General features: G+C 72.1%; 19 protein-coding genes. 7 read left to right on the top strand and 12 right to left on the bottom strand.

Annotated features, from left to right (window positions below):
- Positions 1–112: 112 nt before the first annotated feature.
- From SSQG_RS30455 to SSQG_RS30430, 6 genes are all read right to left on the bottom strand, one after another.
- Positions 113–1,069, bottom strand: a complete 957-nt coding sequence (locus tag SSQG_RS30455; RefSeq protein ID WP_039933962.1) for an ABC transporter substrate-binding protein — start codon at positions 1,067–1,069, stop codon at positions 113–115.
- Between the two features lie 63 nt (positions 1,070–1,132).
- The gene (locus tag SSQG_RS30450; protein ID WP_003993785.1) at positions 1,133–1,798 is read right to left on the bottom strand and encodes an ABC transporter permease; all 666 of its coding nucleotides are present in this window, start codon (positions 1,796–1,798) and stop codon (positions 1,133–1,135) included.
- The gene (locus tag SSQG_RS30445; protein ID WP_039935537.1) at positions 1,795–2,481 is read right to left on the bottom strand and encodes an ABC transporter permease; all 687 of its coding nucleotides are present in this window, start codon (positions 2,479–2,481) and stop codon (positions 1,795–1,797) included. The genes SSQG_RS30450 and SSQG_RS30445 overlap by 4 nt, the downstream gene beginning before the upstream one ends.
- A gap of 8 nt (positions 2,482–2,489) precedes the next feature.
- Positions 2,490–3,611, bottom strand: coding sequence for an ABC transporter ATP-binding protein (locus SSQG_RS30440; RefSeq protein WP_003993782.1), 1,122 nt, complete (start codon positions 3,609–3,611; stop codon positions 2,490–2,492).
- Positions 3,612–3,677: 66 nt separating this feature from the next.
- Entirely contained in the window at positions 3,678–5,159 is a 1,482-nt protein-coding gene (locus SSQG_RS30435; protein ID WP_003993781.1) for a sensor histidine kinase, read from the bottom strand.
- Positions 5,156–5,854, bottom strand: a complete 699-nt coding sequence (locus tag SSQG_RS30430; protein WP_039935535.1) for a response regulator transcription factor — start codon at positions 5,852–5,854, stop codon at positions 5,156–5,158. Before SSQG_RS30430 ends, SSQG_RS30435 begins: the two co-directional genes overlap by 4 nt.
- Positions 5,855–6,006: 152 nt before the next feature.
- Here SSQG_RS30430 and SSQG_RS30425 point away from each other — a divergent pair, with 152 nt between their 5' ends.
- From SSQG_RS30425 to SSQG_RS30410, 4 genes are all read left to right on the top strand, one after another.
- Positions 6,007–7,347 (top strand): ferredoxin reductase family protein, encoded by a 1,341-nt coding sequence (locus SSQG_RS30425; protein WP_208865681.1) that lies wholly within the window; start codon positions 6,007–6,009, stop codon positions 7,345–7,347.
- Between the two features lie 13 nt (positions 7,348–7,360).
- Complete coding sequence (locus tag SSQG_RS30420) at positions 7,361–7,774, top strand: FMN-binding protein (RefSeq protein ID WP_003993776.1); 414 nt, start codon at positions 7,361–7,363, stop codon at positions 7,772–7,774.
- A gap of 4 nt (positions 7,775–7,778) precedes the next feature.
- Entirely contained in the window at positions 7,779–8,495 is a 717-nt protein-coding gene (locus tag SSQG_RS30415) for an FAD:protein FMN transferase (protein ID WP_003993775.1), read from the top strand.
- A gap of 378 nt (positions 8,496–8,873) precedes the next feature.
- The gene (locus tag SSQG_RS30410) at positions 8,874–9,404 is read left to right on the top strand and encodes an MOSC domain-containing protein (RefSeq protein ID WP_039935532.1); all 531 of its coding nucleotides are present in this window, start codon (positions 8,874–8,876) and stop codon (positions 9,402–9,404) included.
- A gap of 26 nt (positions 9,405–9,430) precedes the next feature.
- On the opposite strand, the gene SSQG_RS30405 is transcribed toward SSQG_RS30410, so the two are convergent.
- Together SSQG_RS30405 and SSQG_RS41540 are read right to left on the bottom strand one after the other, a co-directional pair.
- Positions 9,431–10,369 carry a Dyp-type peroxidase gene (locus tag SSQG_RS30405; protein WP_039933961.1) on the bottom strand — a complete coding sequence of 313 codons (939 nt, stop codon included), beginning with the start codon at positions 10,367–10,369 and terminating at the stop codon, positions 9,431–9,433.
- A gap of 127 nt (positions 10,370–10,496) precedes the next feature.
- Positions 10,497–10,643: a Beta-galactosidase C-terminal domain gene (locus SSQG_RS41540; protein WP_244299304.1), complete on the bottom strand. Its 147-nt coding sequence runs from the start codon at positions 10,641–10,643 to the stop codon at positions 10,497–10,499.
- Between the two features lie 611 nt (positions 10,644–11,254).
- On the opposite strand from SSQG_RS41540, the gene SSQG_RS30400 reads away from it, so the two are divergent.
- Both SSQG_RS30400 and SSQG_RS30395 read left to right on the top strand, forming a co-directional pair.
- Positions 11,255–13,279, top strand: a complete 2,025-nt coding sequence (locus SSQG_RS30400; RefSeq protein ID WP_003993771.1) for an ATP-binding SpoIIE family protein phosphatase — start codon at positions 11,255–11,257, stop codon at positions 13,277–13,279.
- A gap of 172 nt (positions 13,280–13,451) precedes the next feature.
- A complete protein-coding gene (locus SSQG_RS30395; protein WP_003993770.1) occupies positions 13,452–16,364 on the top strand; it encodes an ABC transporter substrate-binding protein in 2,913 nt (970 codons plus the stop codon).
- Between the two features lie 8 nt (positions 16,365–16,372).
- Here SSQG_RS30395 and msrB read toward each other — a convergent pair whose 3' ends face one another.
- The 4 genes from msrB to SSQG_RS30375 form a co-directional block, all read right to left on the bottom strand.
- A complete protein-coding gene (gene msrB, locus SSQG_RS30390; protein WP_003993769.1) occupies positions 16,373–16,780 on the bottom strand; it encodes a peptide-methionine (R)-S-oxide reductase MsrB in 408 nt (135 codons plus the stop codon).
- Between the two features lie 14 nt (positions 16,781–16,794).
- Positions 16,795–18,186 carry a UDP-N-acetylmuramate--L-alanine ligase gene (gene murC / locus SSQG_RS30385; RefSeq protein ID WP_003993768.1) on the bottom strand — a complete coding sequence of 464 codons (1,392 nt, stop codon included), beginning with the start codon at positions 18,184–18,186 and terminating at the stop codon, positions 16,795–16,797.
- A 167-nt stretch (positions 18,187–18,353) separates the two neighbouring features.
- Complete coding sequence (locus SSQG_RS30380) at positions 18,354–18,827, bottom strand: hypothetical protein (protein ID WP_003993767.1); 474 nt, start codon at positions 18,825–18,827, stop codon at positions 18,354–18,356.
- 256 nt (positions 18,828–19,083) lie between these two features.
- A complete protein-coding gene (locus SSQG_RS30375; RefSeq protein WP_003993766.1) occupies positions 19,084–19,887 on the bottom strand; it encodes a pyrimidine reductase family protein in 804 nt (267 codons plus the stop codon).
- A gap of 261 nt (positions 19,888–20,148) precedes the next feature.
- Here SSQG_RS30375 and zapE point away from each other — a divergent pair, with 261 nt between their 5' ends.
- Positions 20,149–21,249: a cell division protein ZapE gene (gene zapE / locus SSQG_RS30370; protein ID WP_003993765.1), complete on the top strand. Its 1,101-nt coding sequence runs from the start codon at positions 20,149–20,151 to the stop codon at positions 21,247–21,249.
- The last annotated feature ends 134 nt before the right edge of the window (positions 21,250–21,383 follow it).

The following is a 21,383-nucleotide window of genomic DNA, read 5'->3' as shown; positions in this document are numbered from 1 at the left end:
ACACCCGGGCCTGGAAAGGCCCGGGCGGCACCCGGGCCTGGGAAAAGGCCGGGGCGGCACGGCCCGCGGCCCGGGCGGTCGTCGCCGCCTGGCCGGAAGGGTGTGCGGCCGGTCAGACCAGCCCGGCCGACTTCAGCCAGGCCTTGGCCACGTCCAGCGGGTCCTTCTTCTCGAGCTGCACCTGTGCGTCCAGGTCGAGGAGGGCCTTGGTGTCGAGCTTGGCCGAGACCGCGTCGAGCGCCGCGGCGCCCTCCTTGGACAGCTCGCCCTTGCGGACCAGGGGCTGCACGTTCTGGAAGCCGAAGAGGTTCTCCGGGTCCTTCAGGACGACGAACTTGTCCCGGGTGATGGTCGGGTCGGTGGTGAAGAGGTCCGCGGCCTGCACGGTGTTCTTCTTCAGCGCCGTCTGGGTCAGCGGCCCGCCGGCGTCGAGGGACTTGAAGGACTTGAACTCCAGCCCGTACACCGACTTCAGGCCCGCCAGGCCCTGGTGCCGGGTCTGGAACTCGGGCGAGCCGCCGAAGTCCAGGTCCTTGGCGACGTCCTTGAGGTCCGCGATGGACGAGTCCGAGGTCAGCTTGTACTTCTTCGCGGTCTCCGCGTTGACCGTCACGGAGTCCTTGTTCTGCGCGGCCGACGGCTTCAGCAGCTCCAGCTTGGAGTCGAGCTTGGCGTCGATGGCGGTCGTGGTCTCCTCGACCGTCTTCGGCTTGGCCTTCGCGTCCAGGTAGGCGAGCAGCGAGCCGTTGTACTCCGGCAGCACGGTGATCGTGCCGTTCTTCATCAGCCCGTACGTGGTCTCGCGGCTGCCGATGTTGGGCTTGTAGGTGACCTTGATGCCCTTGGCCTTGAGGGCCTCGCCGTAGATGTCGGCGAGCAGGATGCTCTCGGCGAAGTTGTTGGAGCCGACGACGACGGTGTCGCCCTTCGCCCCGCCGCCCTTGAGCGGGTCGTCGGAGGTGCCGCCGGAGGAACAGCCCCCGAGCAGGGCTACCGCAGCGGCGAGCGCGACCGCCGCCGCGCCGGGGTGCCTCGATATGGACCGGGTACTGCTCTTCGGCGTAGTCATCACCCACTGATCCAAGCCAGCGGCCATTCGGTCAGTCAAGAGCAGCTTGGTTACCAATTGGCGTCATCTCCTGCGCACACCCGGCGACACCGCGGTCCGGGCCACCGCCCAGAACAGTGCGAGCGTGACCAGCGCGAGGACCGCCACGAGGGTCGCGCCGCCCACGACCTTCTCGTAGTTGCGCTGGTAAAGGCCGTCCACGATGTACCGTCCGAGACCGCCCAGGCTGACGTACGCGGCGATGGTCGCGGTCGACACGATCTGGATGGCCGCCGAGCGCAGTCCGCTCAGGATCAGCGGCAGCGCGACCGGCAGTTCGACCTGGAAGAGGATGCGCGACTCGTGCATGCCCATGCCGCGGGCGGCGTCCACGGGTGACGGGTCGACGCTGCGCATCGCCTCGTAGGTGGTGACCAGGATCGGCGGGACGGCGAGGATCACCAGCGGGATCATCACGGGCAGCATGCCGAAGCCCAGCAGGGTCGTCATCAGCACCAGCAGGCCGAAGCTGGGCAGGGCCCGTCCCGCGGTGGCCACCAGGGACAGGGCGTTTCCGCCCCGGCCGTAGTGGCCGGTGACCAGGCCGATCGGCAGTCCGATCGCGGCGGCGAGGAGCAGCGCCTGAAGGGTGTACCGCACGTGTTCCCCGAGGCGGGCGGGGATGCCGTCGTAGCCGTGCCAGTGGGCGCTGTCGCTGAAGAAGGAGTTGACGAAGTTCAGTACGTTCACCGGGCAGCATCCTCAAGGGCGGGCGCCTGCTTGCGCCGGGCCGTGCCGCTGGGCATCCAGGGCGTCAGCAGCACGCGGACGAGAACCAGCAGGGCGTCGACGAGGATCGCCAGCAGGGCCGTGGTGATCACGGAGTTCCACGTCAGTTCGGGCCGGTTGTAGATCTGCGCGTCGTGGAGCAGGTTGCCGAGCGCGCCCTGGTTGCCGATCAGCATGCCGACGCTGACGAGGGAGATGCTGGACACGGTCGCCACCCGCAGGCCGGCGATGATCGCCGGTACCGCGATCGGCAACTGCACCTGGAAGTAGCGCCGTACGGGTCCGAAGCCCATGGCGGTGGCGGCGGCCAGGGTCTCCTCGGACACCGAGCGCACGCCGTCGACGATCGCCGGGACGAGCACCACCAGGCTGTACACGGCCAGCGGGATCATGACGGTGAGTTCGGTCTGCCCGGTGTAGTCGATGAGCACGACGAAGAACGCCAGCGACGGGATGGCGTACAGCACGGTCGTGACGCCAAGGACGGGCGGGTACAGCCAGCGGAAGCGCACGCACAGCTGGGCGATCGGCAGCGCGAGCAGCAGCCCGGCCGCGACGGGCAGCAGGGCCTCCCTCAGGTGCAGCCCGATCAGTCCGAGCCAGCTGTGCTGGAGGTCGCTGGGGATGTCGAAGAAGTCGTGCAGGAAGCCGCTCATCCGGCGACCTTCTCGTCGTCGCGTCCCGCCGCGTGGGCGCTGCGGATCGCCTCACCGATGGTCTGCTGCGAGACGACTCCGGTCACCCGGCCGTCGGTGTCCACGGCGACGGCCCAGCCGGTCGGGGAGAGCACCGCGCAGTCGAGAGCGACCCGCAGGGAGTCGGTGCCGGGCACGAACGGCCGCCCGTGGGACAGCAGCCGGTCCGGCCTGATGTCCCCGGCCGCCAGGTCGCCCGGCTCGCTCCAGCCGAGCGGCCTGCCGTCCGCGTCGGTCACCAGGAGCCAGAGCGCGTCGGGGGCGGCGATCTGCTCGGCGGTCGCGTCGAGCGGGATCACCGGGCCGGTCGTCAGCTCGAGCCGACCGGACGGGAAGAACGACAGCCGCCGGATGCCGCGGTCGCCGCCGAGGAAGTCCTCGACGAAGGCGTCGGCGGGGCTGGACAGGAGCTCGGAGGGCGGTGCGTACTGGGCGAGGTGACCGCCGGTGCGCAGCACGGCGACCATGGTGCCGAGTTTGATCGCCTCGTCGATGTCGTGGGTGACGAAGACGATCGTCTTTCCCAGTTCTTCCTGGATGCGGAGCAGTTCGTCCTGGAGGCCCTTGCGCACCACGGGGTCGACCGCCGAGAACGGCTCGTCCATGAGCAGTACCGGCGGGTCGGCGGCGAGCGCCCGGGCCACGCCGACGCGCTGCTGCTGGCCGCCGGAGAGCTGGTAGGGGTACCGCTTGGCGAGCGCGGTGTCGAGGCCCACGCGTTCCATCAGCTCCGCCGCCCGGGCCCGCGCCTTCTGTTTGCCCCAGCCGAGCATGCGGGGCACGGTCGCGATGTTGTCGACGATCGTGCGGTGCTGGAAGAGGCCGGCGTTCTGGATGACGTAGCCCATGGACCGGCGCAGGGTGGTGACGGGCTGCCGCTGGATGTCCTCACCGTCGAGGAGGATCGTCCCCTCGCTCGGTTCGACCATCCTGTTGATCATCCGCAGGGTGGTGGTCTTGCCGCAGCCCGACGGTCCGACGAGGACGGTGATCGAGCGGTCGGGTATCTCCATGGAGAGCCGGTCCACCGCCACCGTGCCGTCCGGGTACCGCTTGGTGACTGATTCGATCCGTATCAAGACGCCGGGCCCTTCGGGTGTGCGGAGACTGTTGGCCATGGTCGTACGGTCTGTTGCCGGACGAGTCTAGACCGCGGCCGTTTCCGGACCCCGGGCGGCCGCAGGCCCCCGCGCGTTCAGCGGCAGGCGCACGGTGAACACCGTCGCCCCCGGCTCGCTGTCCAGCTCGATGCGGCCGCCGTGGGCCCGGACCAGGGAGTGGGCGACCGCGAGGCCGAGTCCGCTGCCGCCGCGGTCGCGGCTGCGGGCCTTGTCGACGCGGTAGAAACGGTCGAAGACGCGGTCCCGGTCGTCGGGCGGGATGCCGGGGCCGGTGTCCGTGACCCGCACCTCGGCCGTGCCGGGCCCGACGCACACCTCCACGGACACCTTCGTACCGGGAGGCGTGTGCACGGCCGCGTTGGTGAGGAGGTTGTCGACGACCTGCCGGATGCGCAGCGGGTCCATCCGCAGCCACACCGCCCGCGGCCCGGCCGGCCCGGTCAGCGGATGGTCGGGGCGGCCCGCGCGGAAGGCGTCCGCGGCCTGGTGCACCAGCTCCATCAGGTCGGCGTCCTGGAGCCGCAGCGGCGTCTCCGCCTCCGCCGCGTCCAGCCGGGCGAGCAGCAGCAGGTCATCCAGGAGGACCCCCATCCGGGCGGCCTCGGCGCGCAGCCGGGCCAGGTGCCGGTCGCGTTCCTCGGGGGCGTTGGCGGCGGCGTACTGGAACAGGTCGGCGTAGCCGCGCACCGACATCAGCGGGGTGCGCAGCTCGTGCGAGGCGTCGGCGACGAACCGGCGCAGCCGCTGTTCGGCCTCCGCGCGCACCGCGAGGGAGTCGTCGATGTGCTCCAGCATCGTGTTGAAAGCGGTCCGCAGTTCGTCCACCTCCGGCCCGCCGTCCCGGCCGTCGGCGCGCAGCGGCAGCCGGGCCGCCGACTCGGTCAGGTCGTGCGAGGCGATGCCGTTCGCGGTGTACGCCATGTCGCTGAGCGGTTTCAGGCCGCGGCGCAGCATCCTGCGGCCGAGGACCACCAGGGCCAGCAGCGCGAGCCCGAACGTGACGGCCTGGATCGTGATCAGCTGCCCGACCGTGTCCTCGATGTCGTCCATGGGCGCGGCGCTCACCAGCACCACCCCGGGTTCGACCTCGCAGGCGCGCAGCCGGTAGGCGCCGGCGCCCTCGAGGTGCTCGGTGCGCACGAGCTCCTCGTGTGTGGCGGCCTGGGCCCGGGCCAGGGCGGTGAAGTCGTCGACGTCGCGCGGCACGTCGGCGGGGTCCTCGGGCTTGCGCAGCTCGGGGGTGCCGTCCGAGACGTCGTACACGGCGTAGTACCAGCGGTAGTACTTCTTCCCCTGGAGGGTGCCGTGGTCCGCGATGCTCTTGGACTGGGCGAGCTGGGCGAGCTTGAGCTGGTCGTTGAGCTGGGCCGACAGGTAGTCCCGCATGTAGGTGGTCAGGGCCGTGCCGACGACGGCGAACACGACCAGCGCCAGGGCGCCGAGGCCCAGGGCCAGCCGGGTGCCCAGGCGCATCCCTCGGTAGGCCCGCCGCAGCCGGGCGATCACTCGGAGGCCTGTCGCAGGACGTACCCGAAGCCGCGCACGGTGTGGATCAGCGGGGCGGCGCCGTCGTCCGTCTCGTCGAGCTTGCGGCGCAGCCGGCTGACGACCAGCTCGACGACGTTGGAGCGGCCGCCGAAGCCGTACTCCCACACGTGGTCGAGGATCTGCGCCTTGGTGAGCACGGTGGGCGACTTGCGCATGAGGTAGCGCAGCACCTCGTACTCGGTCGGGGTCAGCGACAGCAGCTTGTCGCCGCGTCGCACCTCCCGGGTGTCCTCGTCCATCGTCAGGTCGCCGACCCGGAGCACGGACCGCTGGAAGGCGGGCCCGGCGCTGCGCCGCAGCACGGTCCGCAGCCGGGCCATCAGTTCCTCCACGGCGAACGGCTTGACCAGGTAGTCGTCGCCGCCCCGGGTCAGGCCCGCGACCCGGTCGGCGACGCCGTCGCGCGCGGTGAGGAACACCACCGGCACCATCGTGCCGGAGGCGCGCAGCCGGTCCAGGACCCCGAAGCCGTCCACGCCGGGCAGCATCAGGTCCAGCACCACGATGTCGGGGTGGAAGTCGGCGGCCCGTCGCAGCGCGTCCTCGCCGGAGTACGCCGTGACCGCCTCCCAGCCCTCGTAGCGGGCGACGGTCGCGACGAGATCGGCGATGGGCGGGTCGTCGTCGACGACGAGCAGTCGTACTTTCTCCACCCGCTCATAGTGCTTCACCGGTCCCGGGACTCCCTAGACGTACGGCGCTTCGCCGCGGCATCGATAAAAACTTGAAAGTTGAGCGACAGTATTTCGACAGCTCCCCCGCGACAAGCTCGGTGTCCCAGGATCCGATCAAGGAGCTGCCGACCGTGACGACCCTCCAACGACCCCCCACCGGCACACGGCCGGGCGTGCGCCCGGGAGTGGTGGGCCGCGCCGGCCTGTACGCGGTGCTGCTCGCCAACGCGGCCGTGGTGGCCGTCTTCTTCGTCCAGGCCGGTTTCGCCTCGAACGCGCTGATCGTGCTGGGCCGGCTGACCGGGCTGTACGGGGCGCTGCTGATGGCGTTTCAGCTGCTGCTGGTGGCCCGGCTGCCGTGGTTCGACCGGCGGATCGGCATGGATCGGCTGACGTTGCTCCACCGCTGGACCGGCTTCTCGGTGCTGTGGCTGCTGCTGGCGCACGCGGTGTTCATCACGTTCGGCTACGCGCGGTCCTCGGCCCTGGACCCGGTGAACCAGCTGGTGGACCTCGCCGAGACCACGGAGGGCGTCCTGCGCGCGATCGTCGCCCTGGCGGTCATCATCGTGGTCGGCGCGGTCTCGGCCCGCTGGGCCCGGCGCCGGCTGGCCTACGAGACCTGGCACTTCATCCACCTGTACACCTACGTCGCGGTGGTGCTGGCGTTCACCCACCAGGTGGCGGCGGGCACGACGTTCACCTCGTCGTCCGTGGCGAAGACGTACTGGTCGGCCGTGTGGGGCGGGGCGCTCGCCGCGGTGTTCGCGGGCCGGCTGGTGCTGCCGTTGTGGCGCAACCTCCGCCACCGGTTCCGTGTCACGGCGGTCGTCCCGGAGAACGACGACGTCGTATCGGTCTACGTCACCGGCCGCGACCTCGGCCGTCTCCCCGCCCGGGCCGGACAGTTCTTCCTGTGGCGGTTCCTGACGAAGGACCGCTGGTGGCAGGCCAACCCGTTCTCGCTGTCGGCCGCCCCGGACGGCCGCACCCTGCGCCTGACCGCCAAGCGGGCGGGCGACGGCAGCGCCGCCCTGCGCCATCTGAAGGTCGGTACGCGCGTGTTCGCCGAGGGCCCCTACGGCGCCTTCACCACCCTGCACCGCACCCGCCCGGACGCCGTGCTCATCGCCGGCGGGGTCGGCGTGACGCCCGTCCGGGCCCTGCTGGAGGAACTGCACGGGCACGCCGTCGTGATCTACCGGGTCGCCACCGACCAGGACGCCGTCCTCCACGGCGAACTGCGCGAGCTCGTGCTCGCCAAGGGCGCGGAGCTGCACCTGGTGACGGGGCCGCCCGTGCCGGACCGGTTGGCGCCCGGGGAACTGGCCCGTCTCGTGCCGGACATCACCGGGCGGGACGTCTATCTCTGCGGCCCGCCACCGATGATGAACGCCGTGCTCGGCAGCCTGCGCGAGCTGGGCGTGCCCAAGCCGCAGGTCCACTTCGAACGCTTCAGCCTGGCCGGATGACGAGGAGACTGTCGTGAAGCGAGCCATACCCGTCCTGGTCCTGAGCGTCGCGGGTCTGATCCCGGTCTGGCGGTACGCGCCCTCGCACGACGGCGGGGCGTCGTCGACCGTCACGGAGGCCGCGGCACCGGCGTCGACGCCCTCGGCCTCCTCGTCCGGCGGTACCACGTCCACGGTCGTGTCGGGCTCGGCCATCGACACCGAGAAGGGCCCGGTCCAGGTCGAGGTCACCTTCGACGGGCAGAGGATCGCCTCGGTCCGCATGCTGCGACAGCCGAACCACCCCCAGACGACGGCCGCCGTGCCCAAGCTGATCGAGGAGACCCTCCGGGCGCAGAGCGCCGACATCGACACCGTCTCCGGCGCCACGATCACCAGCGACGGCTACAAGGAGTCGCTCCAGGCCGCCATCGACGCGAAGGGCTGAGCCCATGCGGCGCGTCGAGCACGTCATGGGGTTCCCGGTGTCGGTGCGGATCGATGACGAGGACTTCCCCGAGGCACCGGTGGACGGACTCTTCGCCTGGCTGCGCGCGGTCGACGCGCGGTTCAGCCCGTTCCGGCCGGACAGCGAGGTGTCCCGGCTGGACCGCGGGGAGGTGCGCGAGCCCGGCCCCGAGCTGCGGGAGGTCCTGGGCCTGTGCGAGGAGTACCGGGTCACCACCGGGGGCGCCTTCGACGTACGTCTGCCCGGTCGCCGCCTCGACCCGTGCGCCGTGGTGAAGGGCTGGTCGGTGCAGAAGGGCGCCGAGCTGCTGGCGGCGGCCGGGGCCCGGCGCTTCTGTCTCAACGCGGGCGGTGACGTCGTCGCCGCCGGTGGCCCCTGGCGGGTGGGGGTACGGCATCCCGAGCACGCCGACCGGTTGTGCACGGTGCTGGACCTCACGGACCGGGCCGTCGCGACCTCCGCCCGCTACGAGCGCGGCGACCACATCATCGACGGCCGCACGGGCCGCCCGGCGACCGGGCTCCTGAGCCTCACGGTCGTCGCCCCCACCCTCACCGAGGCCGACACCGTGGCGACAGCGGCCTTCGCGATGGGCGCCGAGGGGGTCGAGTGGGCGGCGGAACGGGCGGGTTGTGAGGTCTTCGCAGTGGACGCGGGGCGGCGGGTGCTGCGGTCGGCGGGGTTTCCCGTCTATCGGTAGTACCTGGTCGCCCATGCCTTCGGCATCCGCCACCGAAGTTGGGAGGGGCTTCCGAAAGAGGTGTGCCATGACCGTGTACTTCTCCGGGCGGGGATACCAATTCCAGTGCCCGGTGTGTCATTTCTCGGTTGCCGGCCGAAGTGAGTCGAACTCTGAACGGCGTATACGGGCCGCCCAGCCACGGCACGATGAGGGATGCCCCGGGCAGCTCATCGACCCACTGCTCCTGCGGAACATGACGTCTGAGCAGGCGTGTGCTGCGGCAGAACGCCTGGGGCGGTGACCGCCGGCTGCGCCCGGTGCGAGACCTGCGCACGCGTTAGGCTCCTGGTGGATCACTGCCAACGGGTAAGGGGGACCGGACGCGTGAACGCGACGGTGACGGCGGTCAGCAGCAACGGGGTGTACTCGTTCACCAAGCCGAACAGGGACAGCATCACGCTGCTCGAAGGGCTCGGGGTGGAGGGCGACGTGCACGCGGGGGTGACGGTCAAGCACCGTTCGCGGATCGCGCAGGATCCCACCCAGCCCAATCTGCGACAGGTGCACCTCATCCACGAGGAGTTGTTCGCCGAGGTCGGCGAGGCGGGCTTCGAGGTGGCGCCCGGCGCGCTCGGGGAGAACATCACCACGCGCGGCATCGACCTGCTGGGCCTGCCGGTCGGCACGCTGCTGCGGATCGGTGACACCGCGGTGCTGGAGGTGACCGGCCTGCGCAACCCCTGCCTGCAGATCGACGCCTTCCAGGACGGGCTGCTGAAACAGGTCGTCGGCCGTGACGCGAGCGGCCGGGTGGTGCGCAAGGCCGGCATCATGAGCGTCGTGCGGGAGGGCGGGGTGGTGCGCCCCGGCGACCCGATCGAGGTCCGGCTGCCGGCCGAACCGCACCGGCCGCTGGAGCGCGTCTGACCGAGTCTGACCGAGCGGTCCGGCCGTCAGCCCTCCGGCAGAGCCTCCAGGAACCCCGCCGAGGGGACGAAGAAGAGGCTGCCGGTGACGGCCCGTGAGTAGTCCAGCAGCGGGTCGGGGCCCGAGCCCGGCCCGCCGAGGAACATCTTGCGCAGCATCGTCTCGGGGATCCCGGGCGTGCGCGCGTAGGCCACGAAGTACGTGCCGAACTCGCCGTGCCCGGGCCTGCCGAACGGCATCGCGGCGCGCAGTATCCGCTGCTCGGAGCCGTCCGGGCCGAGGACGGTGTTGACGTCCTTGTGGGAGCCGGGCGCGTCGAGTTCGAGGTTGGTGAGCTTGGTGCGGCCGATCACCTTCTCCTGCGCCTCGACGGCGAGGGCCTCCCAGGCGTCCACGTCGTGCAGGTACTTCTGCACGACGGCGTAGCTCCCGCCGCGGAAGGCGGGATCCTCCTCGCCCACCAGCGCCGCGTCGGCCGCTGCCGGCCCGACGGGGTTCTCGGTGCCGTCGACGAAGCCGAGGACGTTGCGCGAGTCGAAGTACGAGAAGGCCTGCGTCTCGTCCCGCACGGTGACCGTGCCGCGCAGCCGCCGCATGAGCTCGGCGGCGAGGGCGAAGCACAGGTCGGTACGGGCGGCCTTGATGTGGAAGAACAGGTCGCCGGGGGTCGACGGCGCGTGGTGCCGGGGCCCGGCCAGTTCGCGGAACGGGTGCAGTTCGGCGGGCCTGGGGCCGCCGAACAGCCGGCCCCAGGCCCGGGATCCGATGCCGGCGACGCAGCCGAGGCCGCCGTCGGGGCTCGGGAAGCCGACGGACCGTACCAGTCCCGCGAGGGCCCCCAGCACCTCCCGTACGGCCGCTTCCCCGCCGGTGTCGATCGTGGCTACCAGGAACACCGCGACCGACGCCGGCGGGTTCAGCACCGGCTGTGGCAGCGTCTCTCCCGGGGGCAGCGGTGACGTCATGGCTTCCCATCCCTTCGCCCGGCCGACAGGGCCCGCCCGCTCCCCCTCCGAGGCGGCGCGGCCCACGCCCCTGACACGATGCCCAGCGAACAGGCGGCCGGAACTCCCCTGCCGGAAAGGATGGTTGCTAGGACACCTCGTCCTGAAGCACCTTCACGTCCCACGGGCCGAGCGGCACCGCCTCGGCGTACGCGGTCTCCGACAGCACGTCCCGCACGGCCGCGGGCACCGGCACGGACACCTCGTCCCACGACCAGTTGTGCAGGAAGCGCACCCGGCGACCGTCCCGGGCGGTAGCCGAGGTGAATACAGGTCGTGACGAGTTGGCCGGGGCGGCCGTACTCGCGGACGATGCCGGCCTGCCGGGCGATGAACTCGGTGGTGAGCCGGTTCGTGCGGAACCGCTTTCCCGGCGCACGGGGTCCGGGTGCGCGGGCTCGGCGCCAGGGGCCGGGCCCGGTCCGCCAACTGGACCGAAGTCCCGAAGGGTTGGCTGCCGCCTACGGCTGGACAGAACCCCCTGCCTCGCGCAGGATGTGGGCGATGCGGCCCGACCCCAAACGCTTTCTCACCCACGCGGTACGTCGTGTCGCGCGCGCCGGGGATCCGGCGCAGGTGCTCCAGGAGCTCTGCGGGACGACGGTGCCGTCCGTCGCGGACGCCCTCGTCGTGTATCTCGCCGCTCCGGACCAGAAGGGTTCCGGGACTTCCGGGACTTCTTCCGGGGCGCGACTGCACTTGAGCGGCAGCGGCTGCCGCCCCACGGGGACCGCCGGGTCGCGCCCGGCCCCGGCTGCCGCCGTCGCCCCGTACCTCCCGGCCGACCCTTCGCCCGACGCGGGTGCGCTGTGGCAGCCCGGACCGCGGGAGGGGCTCGACGGCGCGATGGGCGGGGCGGCGCGCGTCACCGTGCCGATGGCGGAGTCCGGCGTACTGGCGAAGGTCCTCCAGGCGGGCGAGGCGCTGGGCAGGGACTCCAACGACCTGGATCCGGCGCTGGGCGAGCTGCTGGGGCCGAACGCCCGGCTGCCGGAGGGGAACCGGGTGCTGCTCGTCCCCCTGGCCGGTGCTCACGGAGCGGCGGGTGCCGCCCTGTTCCTGCGGCGGCCGGACCGGGAGGTCTTCCGTACGGAGGACCGGCAGGTGCTCTGCGAGCTGGCGGCCCATGCCGCGCTGGGCGTGAGCGGGCCACCGCCTGCCCCGCCCACTCCGGCACCGGCCTCCACGCCGACGCGGCGGGACGGGGACCGGCTGCGGTTCGTGGGTGCCGCGACCCGGCGGATCAGCCGCGCCATGGAGCTGGACGAGATCCTGACCGGGCTGTGCCGGGCCGTGGTGCCCACCTTCGCGGAGGCGGTCCGCGTCCACCTGCGCGAACCGCTGCCGGTCGGCGACGAGCGGCACGCCGGCCCCGTGGCGCTGCGGCTGTTCCGCGACGAGCGGTTCCCGACGGAGGAGGGTTCGGACGCGGTGCCGCTCGCGGACCCCGGGGCCGCCGAGTTGTGCGAGGTACGGCCCGGCAGCGCACTGGCCGAGGTGCTGCGGGGCGTGCGCCCGGTGTTCACCGACGCCCCCGCGGCGCGGGCCGCCCTGTCCGAACTGCTCGGCGACGGCGTCGAGTTCACCGTGCCGGAGGGACAGCGCGCGATCCTCGCGCCGCTGCGCGGCCGGCGCCGGGTCATCGGCGCGGCCGTGTTCCTGCGCCGCCCCGCAAGCGCGCCGTTCGAGGCCGCCGACCTCCTCGTCGCCGCACAGCTCGCGACACACAGTGCCCTCGGCATCGACAAGGCCGTCCTCTACGGCCGGGAGGCCTACATCGCGGACGAGCTCCAGCGCACCATGCTGCCCGAGACCCTGCCCAGCCCCGCCGGTGTCCGGCTCGCCGCGCGCTATCTGCCCGCCGCCGAATCGGCCCGCGTGGGCGGCGACTGGTACGACGTGATCCCGCTGCCGGGCAACCGTGTCGCCCTCGTCGTCGGCGACGTCATGGGTCACTCCATGACCTCCGCCGCCATCATGGGCCAGCTGCGCACCACCGCCCAGACGCTCGCCGGGCTCGACCTGCCGCCGCAGGAGGTCCTGCACCACATCGACGAACAGGCCCAGCGCCTCGGTGCCGAGCACATGGCGACCTGCCTGTACGCCGTCTACGACCCGGTATCGCACCGCATCACCATCGCCAACGCCGGTCACCCGCCCCCCGTCCTGCTCCACCAGGGCGGCCGGGCCGAGGTGCTCCGTGTGCCGCCCGGCGCGCCGATCGGGGTCGGCGGTGTCGACTTCGAGGCGGTCGAACTCGACGCCCCCACGGGCGCGTCCCTGCTGCTGTACACCGACGGTCTGGTCGAGTCCCGTCTCAGGGACGTGTGGACCGGTATCGAGCAGCTGCGCGAGAAGGCGGAGGCCACCGCCCTGCGCGCCGGGCCCGACCGGACGCCCTCGCTGGAAGCGCTGTGCGACGAGGTGCTCGACATGCTCGGCCCGGGTGACCGGGACGACGACGTCGCGCTGCTCGCCGCCCGCTTCGAGGGGATCGCGGCCGGCGACGTGGCCTACTGGTTCCTCGACCCGGAGGACACCGCCCCCGGCCGGGCCCGCCGCCTGACCCGGCGCGCCCTGGCCCGGTGGGGCCTGGAGGAACTCGGCGACTCCGTCGAACTGCTCGTCAGCGAGGTCGTCACCAACGCCGTACGGCACGCCTCCCTGCCCATCAGCCTCCGCCTGCTGCGCACCGACGTCCTGCGCTGCGAAGTCGGCGACGACGTCCCCCAGTTGCCGCGGCTGCGGCAGGCCCGGGCCACCGACGAGGGCGGACGCGGCCTGTACCTGGTGAACCGGCTGGCCCGGCGCTGGGGCGCGACCCGGCTCGGCACCGGCAAGGTCGTCTGGTTCGAGATCGCCCGGCCCTGAGGCGTCTCCCCGGCCCCCGACGCCCCATCGACCGCTCAATACAGCGGTGTGGATCAACCATTCAGAAGCGCCGGAGCGAGCCACCCGAAAGTGCCGAGTTCGTCCGTCACCCACACCCACCCCACGCGCACCCGCTAGCCTCTTCGTCACCGAAGGTGAACGGGGGTTGCCCATGGTGAACGACGATCGCACGCCGCCGGACTGCCCTGGGGGGCATGACGGCAATCCGGAGAGCGGTGCCGGCGTCCATCTCCAGAATCAGCTCGAGATCCTCATCCAGGACTTCCGCACGAGCATCGAACCGCCGATGCCGGTGTTCGTCGTGCACGGGCAGCAGAGCGGGGACGATGACGCGGTGGCCGGGCTGGTCCGGCAGCTGTACGCGGGCCAAGAGGCGCACGGCACGCGCTGCGCGGTGGCGCAGGACGCCTACGAGGGTGCCACGGAGGTGCGCCGGGCCGCCGCCATGGTGCGGGCGCTGAGCGATCCGAAGAAATGGGGCGGCCCGAAGGCCGTCTACCGGCGTTACGCGTTCCCGCGGCTGCGGCTGGTGCACGCCATCGACGACGCGGTCGCGGCACTCGGAGACAGCTGGCCGGCGCCCGCCCCGGGCAGCCCCGAGGCCGGGCAGGACCAGCGGCAGCGGCTGCTGAACCAGCTGGCCCAGCAGCGCTGGCGGCCGAAGAACACCGCGCGCTGGCACTCGGGGCTGCCGCTGTTCGACATGGCGCACATCCTCCCGGCGAGCCTCGTGACCGTGCTCGCGGCACTGCTGGCCCGCAGCGAGTGGTACGTGGCGGTGGGCGCCGGTCTGGTCTTCCTGCTCCTGCTGACGGTCCTCAACTACGTCCTGCCGGGGCGGGCGCCGATCTTCCTGTGGCTGCGCCGGGAGAGCCGCTGGTTCATGACGACGACCTTCCTCAGGGCGGCGGCCGTCCAGGAGGATCCCACCGAGGTCTCGCTGCTGCGGCCGGTGCGGTCCTGGAAGGCGATCGCGGCCCGGGCGTACGACGTGGCCGAAGCGCTCCGGGCGGGCGGTGACTTCCACCTCCAGCTGTGCGTGCTGGCGCTGCGGGAGGACCTGCGGGACAACCACCGCCGCTGGAGCTGGGACCTGCGCGGCTTCAAGCGGCCCCGCCCGCCGATGCTGTTCCTGCCGCACGCGGACGACCGCAACGGCGGCATCGAACTGATCCGGGCCGTCAGCGACGTCCGCAGCCGGCGCAGCGAGCTCGACCCGCTGCTCGTGGTCGCCGCGGTGCGCACGGACGACGTACCGCGCCTGGAGCGCAGCGTGGTCCAGGCGGCGCCCGCCCCGGAGGCCGCACCGCCCAAGTTCGGCGAGCGGCTGCGCACCTGGTACCGGGAGTGGGCGCGCAACCTGCGCGCCGAGCAGTCGCCCAGCCGGGAACGGTCCGTCCTGCCCTGGGTGATGAAGATCCCGCTGCCGCACGACCAGCTCGACCCGGTCGAGGAACACCGCCGCCATCTGCGGGCGTCCGCCCGGCCCACGCTCGCCCGGCTGGTGTGGGCCCTGCACACCCTGGTCCTGGTCATCGCCCTGCTGGCCGTCGGCACCGTGATGCGGGCCGACGCCCTGCACGACCAGTACTGCTCGGCGTCCGTGCTGACGGCCAACCGGGACACCCGGCGCGAGCAGACGCCCGGCGGTGGCACGGAGTGCATCGGCATAGCCACGGACGGCGTCCGCTTCGCCGACTGGCTGCCCGCGCCCCAGCCCCGCGGCGAGGTCGCGATGCTGAAGGCCAAGGACGAAAAGCCCTGGACGGTGGACCAACTGGAGGACCGCATCGCTGGACAGAACGCGGACGTCCTGGCCCACCACGCCGGCAAGTACGTCACCGTCGTCTACGCCGGGCCGCTCAGCGCCGACCCGGCGGCCGGCTCCTCGCTCGTGAAGGGCGCCGAGGAACTCGCGGGCGTATATCTGGCGCAGGCCGTCATCAATGAGAACTCCAGCGTGAAGCTGCGCGTCCTGATCGCCAACGGCGGCGTGGACCTGGGCCGCCAGAAGGTGATGGCCGAGCAGATCGCCGCATACGCCGCCCACGACCCGACCGTCGTGGGGGTCGTCGGTACCGGCCGCGACCTGAAGTCGAGCCGAGCGACGACGCGCACCCTGATGGAGGCCGGTCTGCCTGTCGTCTCCGGCACGAACTCCGCCACCTATCTGCCCCGCGAGTTCGCCAACTGGTTCAGCCTGGCCGCCACGGACGAGTGGCAGACCCGGCAACTCGGCCTGATCGCCGCTCAGTTGCGCACACCGGACCGACGGCAGTACGCCCTCGTCCTCGCCCGCGACACGGCGAAGACCGACGACGTCTACACCGACGAACAGGCGCGCTACGGCGAGCGGATGCTGCGGCGACACGGCTTCACCCTGCTCGATTCACGCCGCTACACCCTCAGCGGCGGCAAGCCCGAACTCCGCTCGCACGCCCAGGAGATCTGCAGTGACGGCAGGGTCCCGTCCGTGATCTACTTCGCGGGCCGGGTGGAGGACGTCGACCCCCTGATGGCCCAGCTGGGCACCGAGTCGGGCTGCGCCGGGAAGCCCCTGGCCATCCTCACCGGCGACGACCTGTCCAAGGCGGACTTCACCGGCGGCGGGGCCTCCCTCGCACCGGAGGTCACGCTGTACCACGCGGCCCTGGCCGAGCTGCGGACGGCCGCCACCAGGACCGGCTTCTACCTGGACGCGGCGAAGTACCTGCCGGGGCTGAAAGGCCGCCGCCTGCGCTACGACAGCCCGGCCCTGGCCAGCGGCCAGACCGCCCTGGCACACGACGCGACCCGCGCCCTGTTCTGGGCGGCCACCCGCGACGACCGGCCGCAGAGCCGCGCCTCGACCTGGGTGAACCTGCGCAACGTCAAGATCGAGGGCATGGCCACCGGCACCATCGACTTCACCCGCGCGCCGCTGTACGGCGACCGCACCGGGCACAGCATCGTCCTCAAGGAGGTCCGCCGCGCCGGTGACGGCACCTCCACGACCCGCGTGGTGTGCAGCCGCACCGCGGGGGACACGGACCGCCTCACCGAGAAGGAGTGCCGGATCGGCTGAGCGCCGCCTCAGCCCTGCTCGGGCGTCAGCCGCAGCGCGATGGAGTTGATGCAGTACCGCTGGTCCGTGGGGGTCGAGTACCCCTCGCCCTCGAAGACGTGCCCGAGGTGCGAGCCGCAGCGCGCGCACCGCACCTCGGTCCGCACCATGCCGTGGGACCGGTCCTCGATCAGCTCCACCGCGTCGGTGTCCTTGGGATCGAAGAAGGACGGCCAACCGCAGTGGGACTCGAACTTGGTCCCCGAGGTGAACAGGTCGGCGCCGCAGGCACGGCAGGAGTAGACGCCCTGGGTCTTCGTGTCCGTGTACTCACCGGTGAAGGCGGGCTCCGTGGCCGCCTGGCGCAGCACCGCGTACTCGCCCGGGCTCAGCTCCGCGCGCCACTGCTCGTCCGGCTTGTCGACGTCGTACGCCATGAGCTACCAGCCCCTCAGTTCGACAGACGGTCCAGGATGTGCGGGCCGAGGTCGGTGACGTCGCCCGCTCCCATGGTGAGAACGAGATCCCCCGGCTTCGCCATTCCCGCGATCGCCGAGGGGACGTCCGCCTTGTCGTGGACCGGCGTCACGTCCGCACCGGCCGCCCGGGCGGCGTCGATGATCAGCTCGCTCGTCACACCCGGGATCGGGTCCTCACGGGCCGGGTAGATGTCCAGCACGACCGACGCGTCCGCCAGGGAGAGCGCCTGGCCCATCTCCTTGCCCAGCTCCTGCGTCCGCGAGAAGAGGTGCGGCTGGAAGACGACCAGGATGCGGGAGTCGCCCGCCGCCGCGCGCATGGCCTCCAGGTCGGCGGTCATCTCGGTGGGGTGGTGCGCGTAGGAGTCGATCACCTGCACGCCCGCGGCCTCGCCCTTCAGCTGGAGCCGCCGCTTCACTCCTGTGTACGCCGCCAGCGCGGGGGCCAGCTCCTCGGCGGGGATGCCGAGCGCCACACCGGCCGCGAGCGCGGCCACCGCGTTGTGCGCGTAGTGCCGGCCGGGGACGGAGACCGTGAAGGTCAGCTCCTCGCCGTCCAGCACCACGGTGACCTCGCTCTTCAGGCCCTGCGGCACGACCGAGAGGACGCGCACGCCGGCGTCCTGCGACTCGCCGTACGTCACCACCCGCACATCGCGTCCCGCGACCCGGCGCGTCAGCTCCCGCGCGCCCTCGTGGTCGGCGGAGATCACCAGGGTGCCACCCGGGGTGACGCGGTCCACGAAGGTCTCGAACGACTCGTAGATCTCGTCCATCGAGGCGTAGTTGGCGTGGTGGTCGAGCTCGACGTTGAGGACGATCGCGACCTCGGGCGCGTACTTGTGGAAGCTGCGGTCCGACTCGTCCGCCTCGGCGACGAAGATCTCACCCTCGCCGTGCAGCGCGTTGGAGCCGGGCGCGTCCAGGTCGCCGCCGATCGCGTACGACGGGCTCAGGCCCAGCGCGCTCAGCGACACCGCCAGCATCGAGGTGGTGGTCGTCTTGCCGTGCGTACCGGCGACCGCGATCGGGCGCAGGCCCGTCATCAGGGCGGCGAGCGCGTCGGAGCGGTGCACCACGGGAATGCCCAGTTCGGCCGCGCGGGCCAGCTCGGGGTTGTCCTGCCGGATCGCCGACGACACGACCACGCAGCTGGCGTCGTCCGCGAGGTGCTCGGCGGCGTGCCCGATGTGCACGGTCGCGCCCAGGGCCCGCAGCGCCTCGGCCGTCGCCGACTCCTTGGCGTCGCTGCCCGCCACGCCGGCCCCGCGCTGCGCGAGGATCTTCGCGATTCCCGACATCCCGGCCCCACCGATACCGATGAAGTGCGGTCGGTCCATGGCGGGGGGAAGGCCGGGTGCCATGCGGGTCTCCAAGTTCGGGTGACGACGGTGAGCGCACCCAGCCTATTTCAGGAGCGCGTAGGGGCGTGCCAACCCCGGGGCGCGGGGCTGTATCGATGTGCGGCTCCGCCGCGCGGGCGCGATCAACCACGAACGACCCGCACCCGACGAAACAGAACGGCCCTCCCCTACGCCTTGCTGTGCGAGAACAGCTTCAGCACCGGCACGCCCACCTTGTGCCGCGCCCGGGACGCCCAGTCCCGATGGAAGAACTCCTCCACGTAGTGGGGATCGGTCAGCACGATGACCTCGTCCGCCCCGACCTCCGCCACCAGGGACTTCAGCGAGTCCAGCGGATGGTCCTCGATCAACCGCCCTTCCGCCGCGCTCCCGGACGCCCGCAGCGCCGCGAGAGAGACCTCCAGCGCCCGTTGCCCCACACTCAGCGCCTCCTGCCCCTCCGGCGTCTCCCCCTCGCGCACGGCCTCGTCGAGCTCGCCGAGCGCCACGTCGTCGATGGCCCGCAGCAGCCGGTCCGCCTGCTCGCCGCGCGGCTGGAGCAGCACCTGGAAGGAGACGCTTTCCTCCCCGTGCAAGGTGGTGACGAACTCCACGTCGGCGGACGTCAGCGCCTTCTCGATCATCAGTACGCTTGTGAACACCAGGCGCCCCTTCTCCTCCGAGGGCCTGCGGCCCCCACTCCACCGTGGGCCGTGCCGGGCCCTGCGGAAACCATCCTGCCCCGTGTTCGCACGGGTACTGCCGGATCCAGTGTGCCCCCCGGAAATCAAACGGAACGGCATATTTCGTCAATGAACGGACGGATGGCGACCATCGTCCCCGTTTGCGGACGTACCGGCCGGCCGGACATCCCCGCCGTCGGCACCTTGTACCCCGTGTCCGGCGCTTCAGTACGCCTCAGGACCGTCCGTACCTGGTGAACAGGAAGCCGTCCTCCTCCAGCATCGACACCAGCCGGAAGCGGCGCGGCACGGTGACGGCGGGGCCCCCGGCGATGCGCTGCGCGTCGCCCGCGGTGAGCATCGGGGAGACGGTCAGGCAGAGCTCGTCGAGCACCCCGGCCGCCACCAGCTGCCCCAGCAGCCGGGGGCCGCCCTCGGTCAGCAGCCGGGTGTGGCCGAGATCGGCGAGGGCCCGGACGGCACGGGCCGGATCCACGCCGATGCCTTCCCCGGCGGTCAGCACCCGCGCGCCGGCCTTCTCGGCGGCGGCGACGCGGTCCGGGGCGGCCGAGGCTCCGGTGAGGATCAGGGTGGGCACCAGGGGCGAGGTGAACAGCGGGAGCGAGAAGTCCAGGTCGAGGCCGGCGGTGACCACCGCGATCGCGGGTGCGGGGGCCTGCCCGGCCGCCTCGCGCGACGCGGCGAACTCGGCCCGCGCGCGTGCCGGGCGGTACCCCTCCTGCCGCACGGTCTCCGCGCCGACGACCACGACGTCCGCCAGCGCCCGCAGCGTGCCGAAGATCCGCATGTCGGCCGCGCTGGAGATGGGCTGCGAACGGCCGTCGTGCTGGGCGGCCCCGTCCAGCGTGGACACCATGTTGGCGCGCAGCCACGGCCGCGGGCCCCCGGGGCCCGGCTCGGGATACGCGTACGCGGCGGCCAGCTCCTCCAGGCCCCACTCCCGCCCGTCACCGCCCACCGCCCCCTCACCGGGGGCCGGAGCCGCTGTTTCATCGGTCACAGGGAACAGACGTCGCATGCCGTGCAGTGTTCCACGCGCCTGCGCGCCTGTCCGGCGGGCCGAGCCGTGGCCGCGGGGTCTGACACGCCCATCTGCGGCGTTGCCGTCAGCCGATTCCCCCGAGCTCTCGGCTTCGCTCGAGCAGGGGGGACCCCCATCGCATCGGCGCCCTCCTCCGCCCCGCAGCTGGACGCACCGGACCCCGCTCTCGGGCGTCACCAGGTCAACGCCGGATCCGGCACGGCTCGGCCCGCCGGACAGGCTCTAGCATGGTGAACCGTGTCCTCCTCCCCCGCCCCCTCCGGTACCGGCCCGATAACCGACGCGGCCCCCCTCTCCCTGTGCGCGCGTGAGCCGCATGTTCCCGCGGATCGGCTGGTCGCCGAGATGGTTCCGCCGCCGCGGTTCGACTCGGTGCGCTTCAGCACGTACATCCCGGACCCGAACCAGCCCAGCCAGACGGAGGCCGTCCGGGTCCTGGAGAGCTTCGCGGCCGGACTCGACCACGGTGCGGGCGGTTCCGGCAAGCGGCGGCTGTTCGGGTTCGGCAAGGCGGCGAAGAAGGCCCCGGCCGGACCGCGCGGTGTCTACCTCGACGGCGGCTACGGCGTCGGCAAGACCCACCTGCTGGCCTCGCTGTGGCACGCCACCCCGGCCGAGCCCGAGCTCAAGGCGTTCGGCACCTTCGTGGAGCTGACCAACCTGGTGGGCGCCCTCGGGTTCCAGAAGACCGTCCAGACCCTGTCCGGCCACCGCCTGCTGTGCATCGACGAGTTCGAGCTCGACGACCCGGGCGACACCGTCCTGGTCTCCACCCTGCTCGGCAAGCTCGTCGACGCGGGCGTCGCGCTGGCCGCCACCTCCAACACGCTGCCCGGCAAGCTCGGTGAGGGCCGGTTCGCCGCGGCCGACTTCCTGCGCGAGATCCAGGGCCTGTCGGCCCACTTCCGCCCGCTGCGCATCGACGGCGAGGACTACCGCCACCGCGGCCTGCCCGAGGCGCCCCCGCCGTACTCCGACGAGCAGGTGACCAAGGCCGCCCACGCCACCGAGGGCGCCTCCCTCGACGCGTTCTCGCCCCTCCTGGACCACCTGGCCCGCGTCCACCCCAGCCGATACGGCGCGCTGACCGACGGAATCGAGGCGGTGTGCCTCACCGGGGTGCGGCCGGTTCCCGACCAGTCGACGGCTCTGCGGCTCGTCGTCCTCGCGGACCGGCTCTACGACCGCGAGGTGCCCGTGATGGCCTCGGGCCTGCCCTTCGACCAGCTGTTCAGCGAGGAAATGCTGAACGGCGGCTACCGCAAGAAGTACTTCCGGGCCATCTCCCGGCTCACCGCCCTGGCCCGCGACGCGGGACGACTCGCGAACTCCCGGTAACCCACAACCCGATATCGCGCCCGACTGCCGTGCGACAAGGGCTGGTTCACGCCAGCCCACCCACGGTTTTCAGGCTCTCTTCAGCTTGAAACGTTAAGTTAACCCTGCAAACGACTTTGCAGGGTTAACGTGTT

This window comes from Streptomyces viridochromogenes DSM 40736, from assembly GCF_000158955.1.
Classification (GTDB): Bacteria; Actinomycetota; Actinomycetes; order Streptomycetales; family Streptomycetaceae; genus Streptomyces; species Streptomyces venetus.
The sequence above is the reverse complement of the archived record's forward strand: the minus strand, read 5'-3'. Positions and strand labels throughout refer to the sequence as shown.

Coding starts and splice junctions, on each gene's coding strand:
- SSQG_RS30375 (WP_003993766.1), bottom strand. CDS start 19,887: ATGCGACGTCTGTTCCCTGTGACCGATGAAACAGCGGCTCCGGCCCCC.
- SSQG_RS30400 (WP_003993771.1), top strand. CDS start 11,255: ATGGGCGGGGCGGCGCGCGTCACCGTGCCGATGGCGGAGTCCGGCGTA.
- SSQG_RS30455 (WP_039933962.1), bottom strand. CDS start 1,069: ATGACTACGCCGAAGAGCAGTACCCGGTCCATATCGAGGCACCCCGGC.
- msrB (WP_003993769.1), bottom strand. CDS start 16,780: ATGGCGTACGACGTCGACAAGCCGGACGAGCAGTGGCGCGCGGAGCTG.
- murC (WP_003993768.1), bottom strand. CDS start 18,186: ATGGCACCCGGCCTTCCCCCCGCCATGGACCGACCGCACTTCATCGGT.
- SSQG_RS30405 (WP_039933961.1), bottom strand. CDS start 10,369: ATGACGTCACCGCTGCCCCCGGGAGAGACGCTGCCACAGCCGGTGCTG.
- SSQG_RS30415 (WP_003993775.1), top strand. CDS start 7,779: ATGCGGCGCGTCGAGCACGTCATGGGGTTCCCGGTGTCGGTGCGGATC.
- SSQG_RS30395 (WP_003993770.1), top strand. CDS start 13,452: ATGGTGAACGACGATCGCACGCCGCCGGACTGCCCTGGGGGGCATGAC.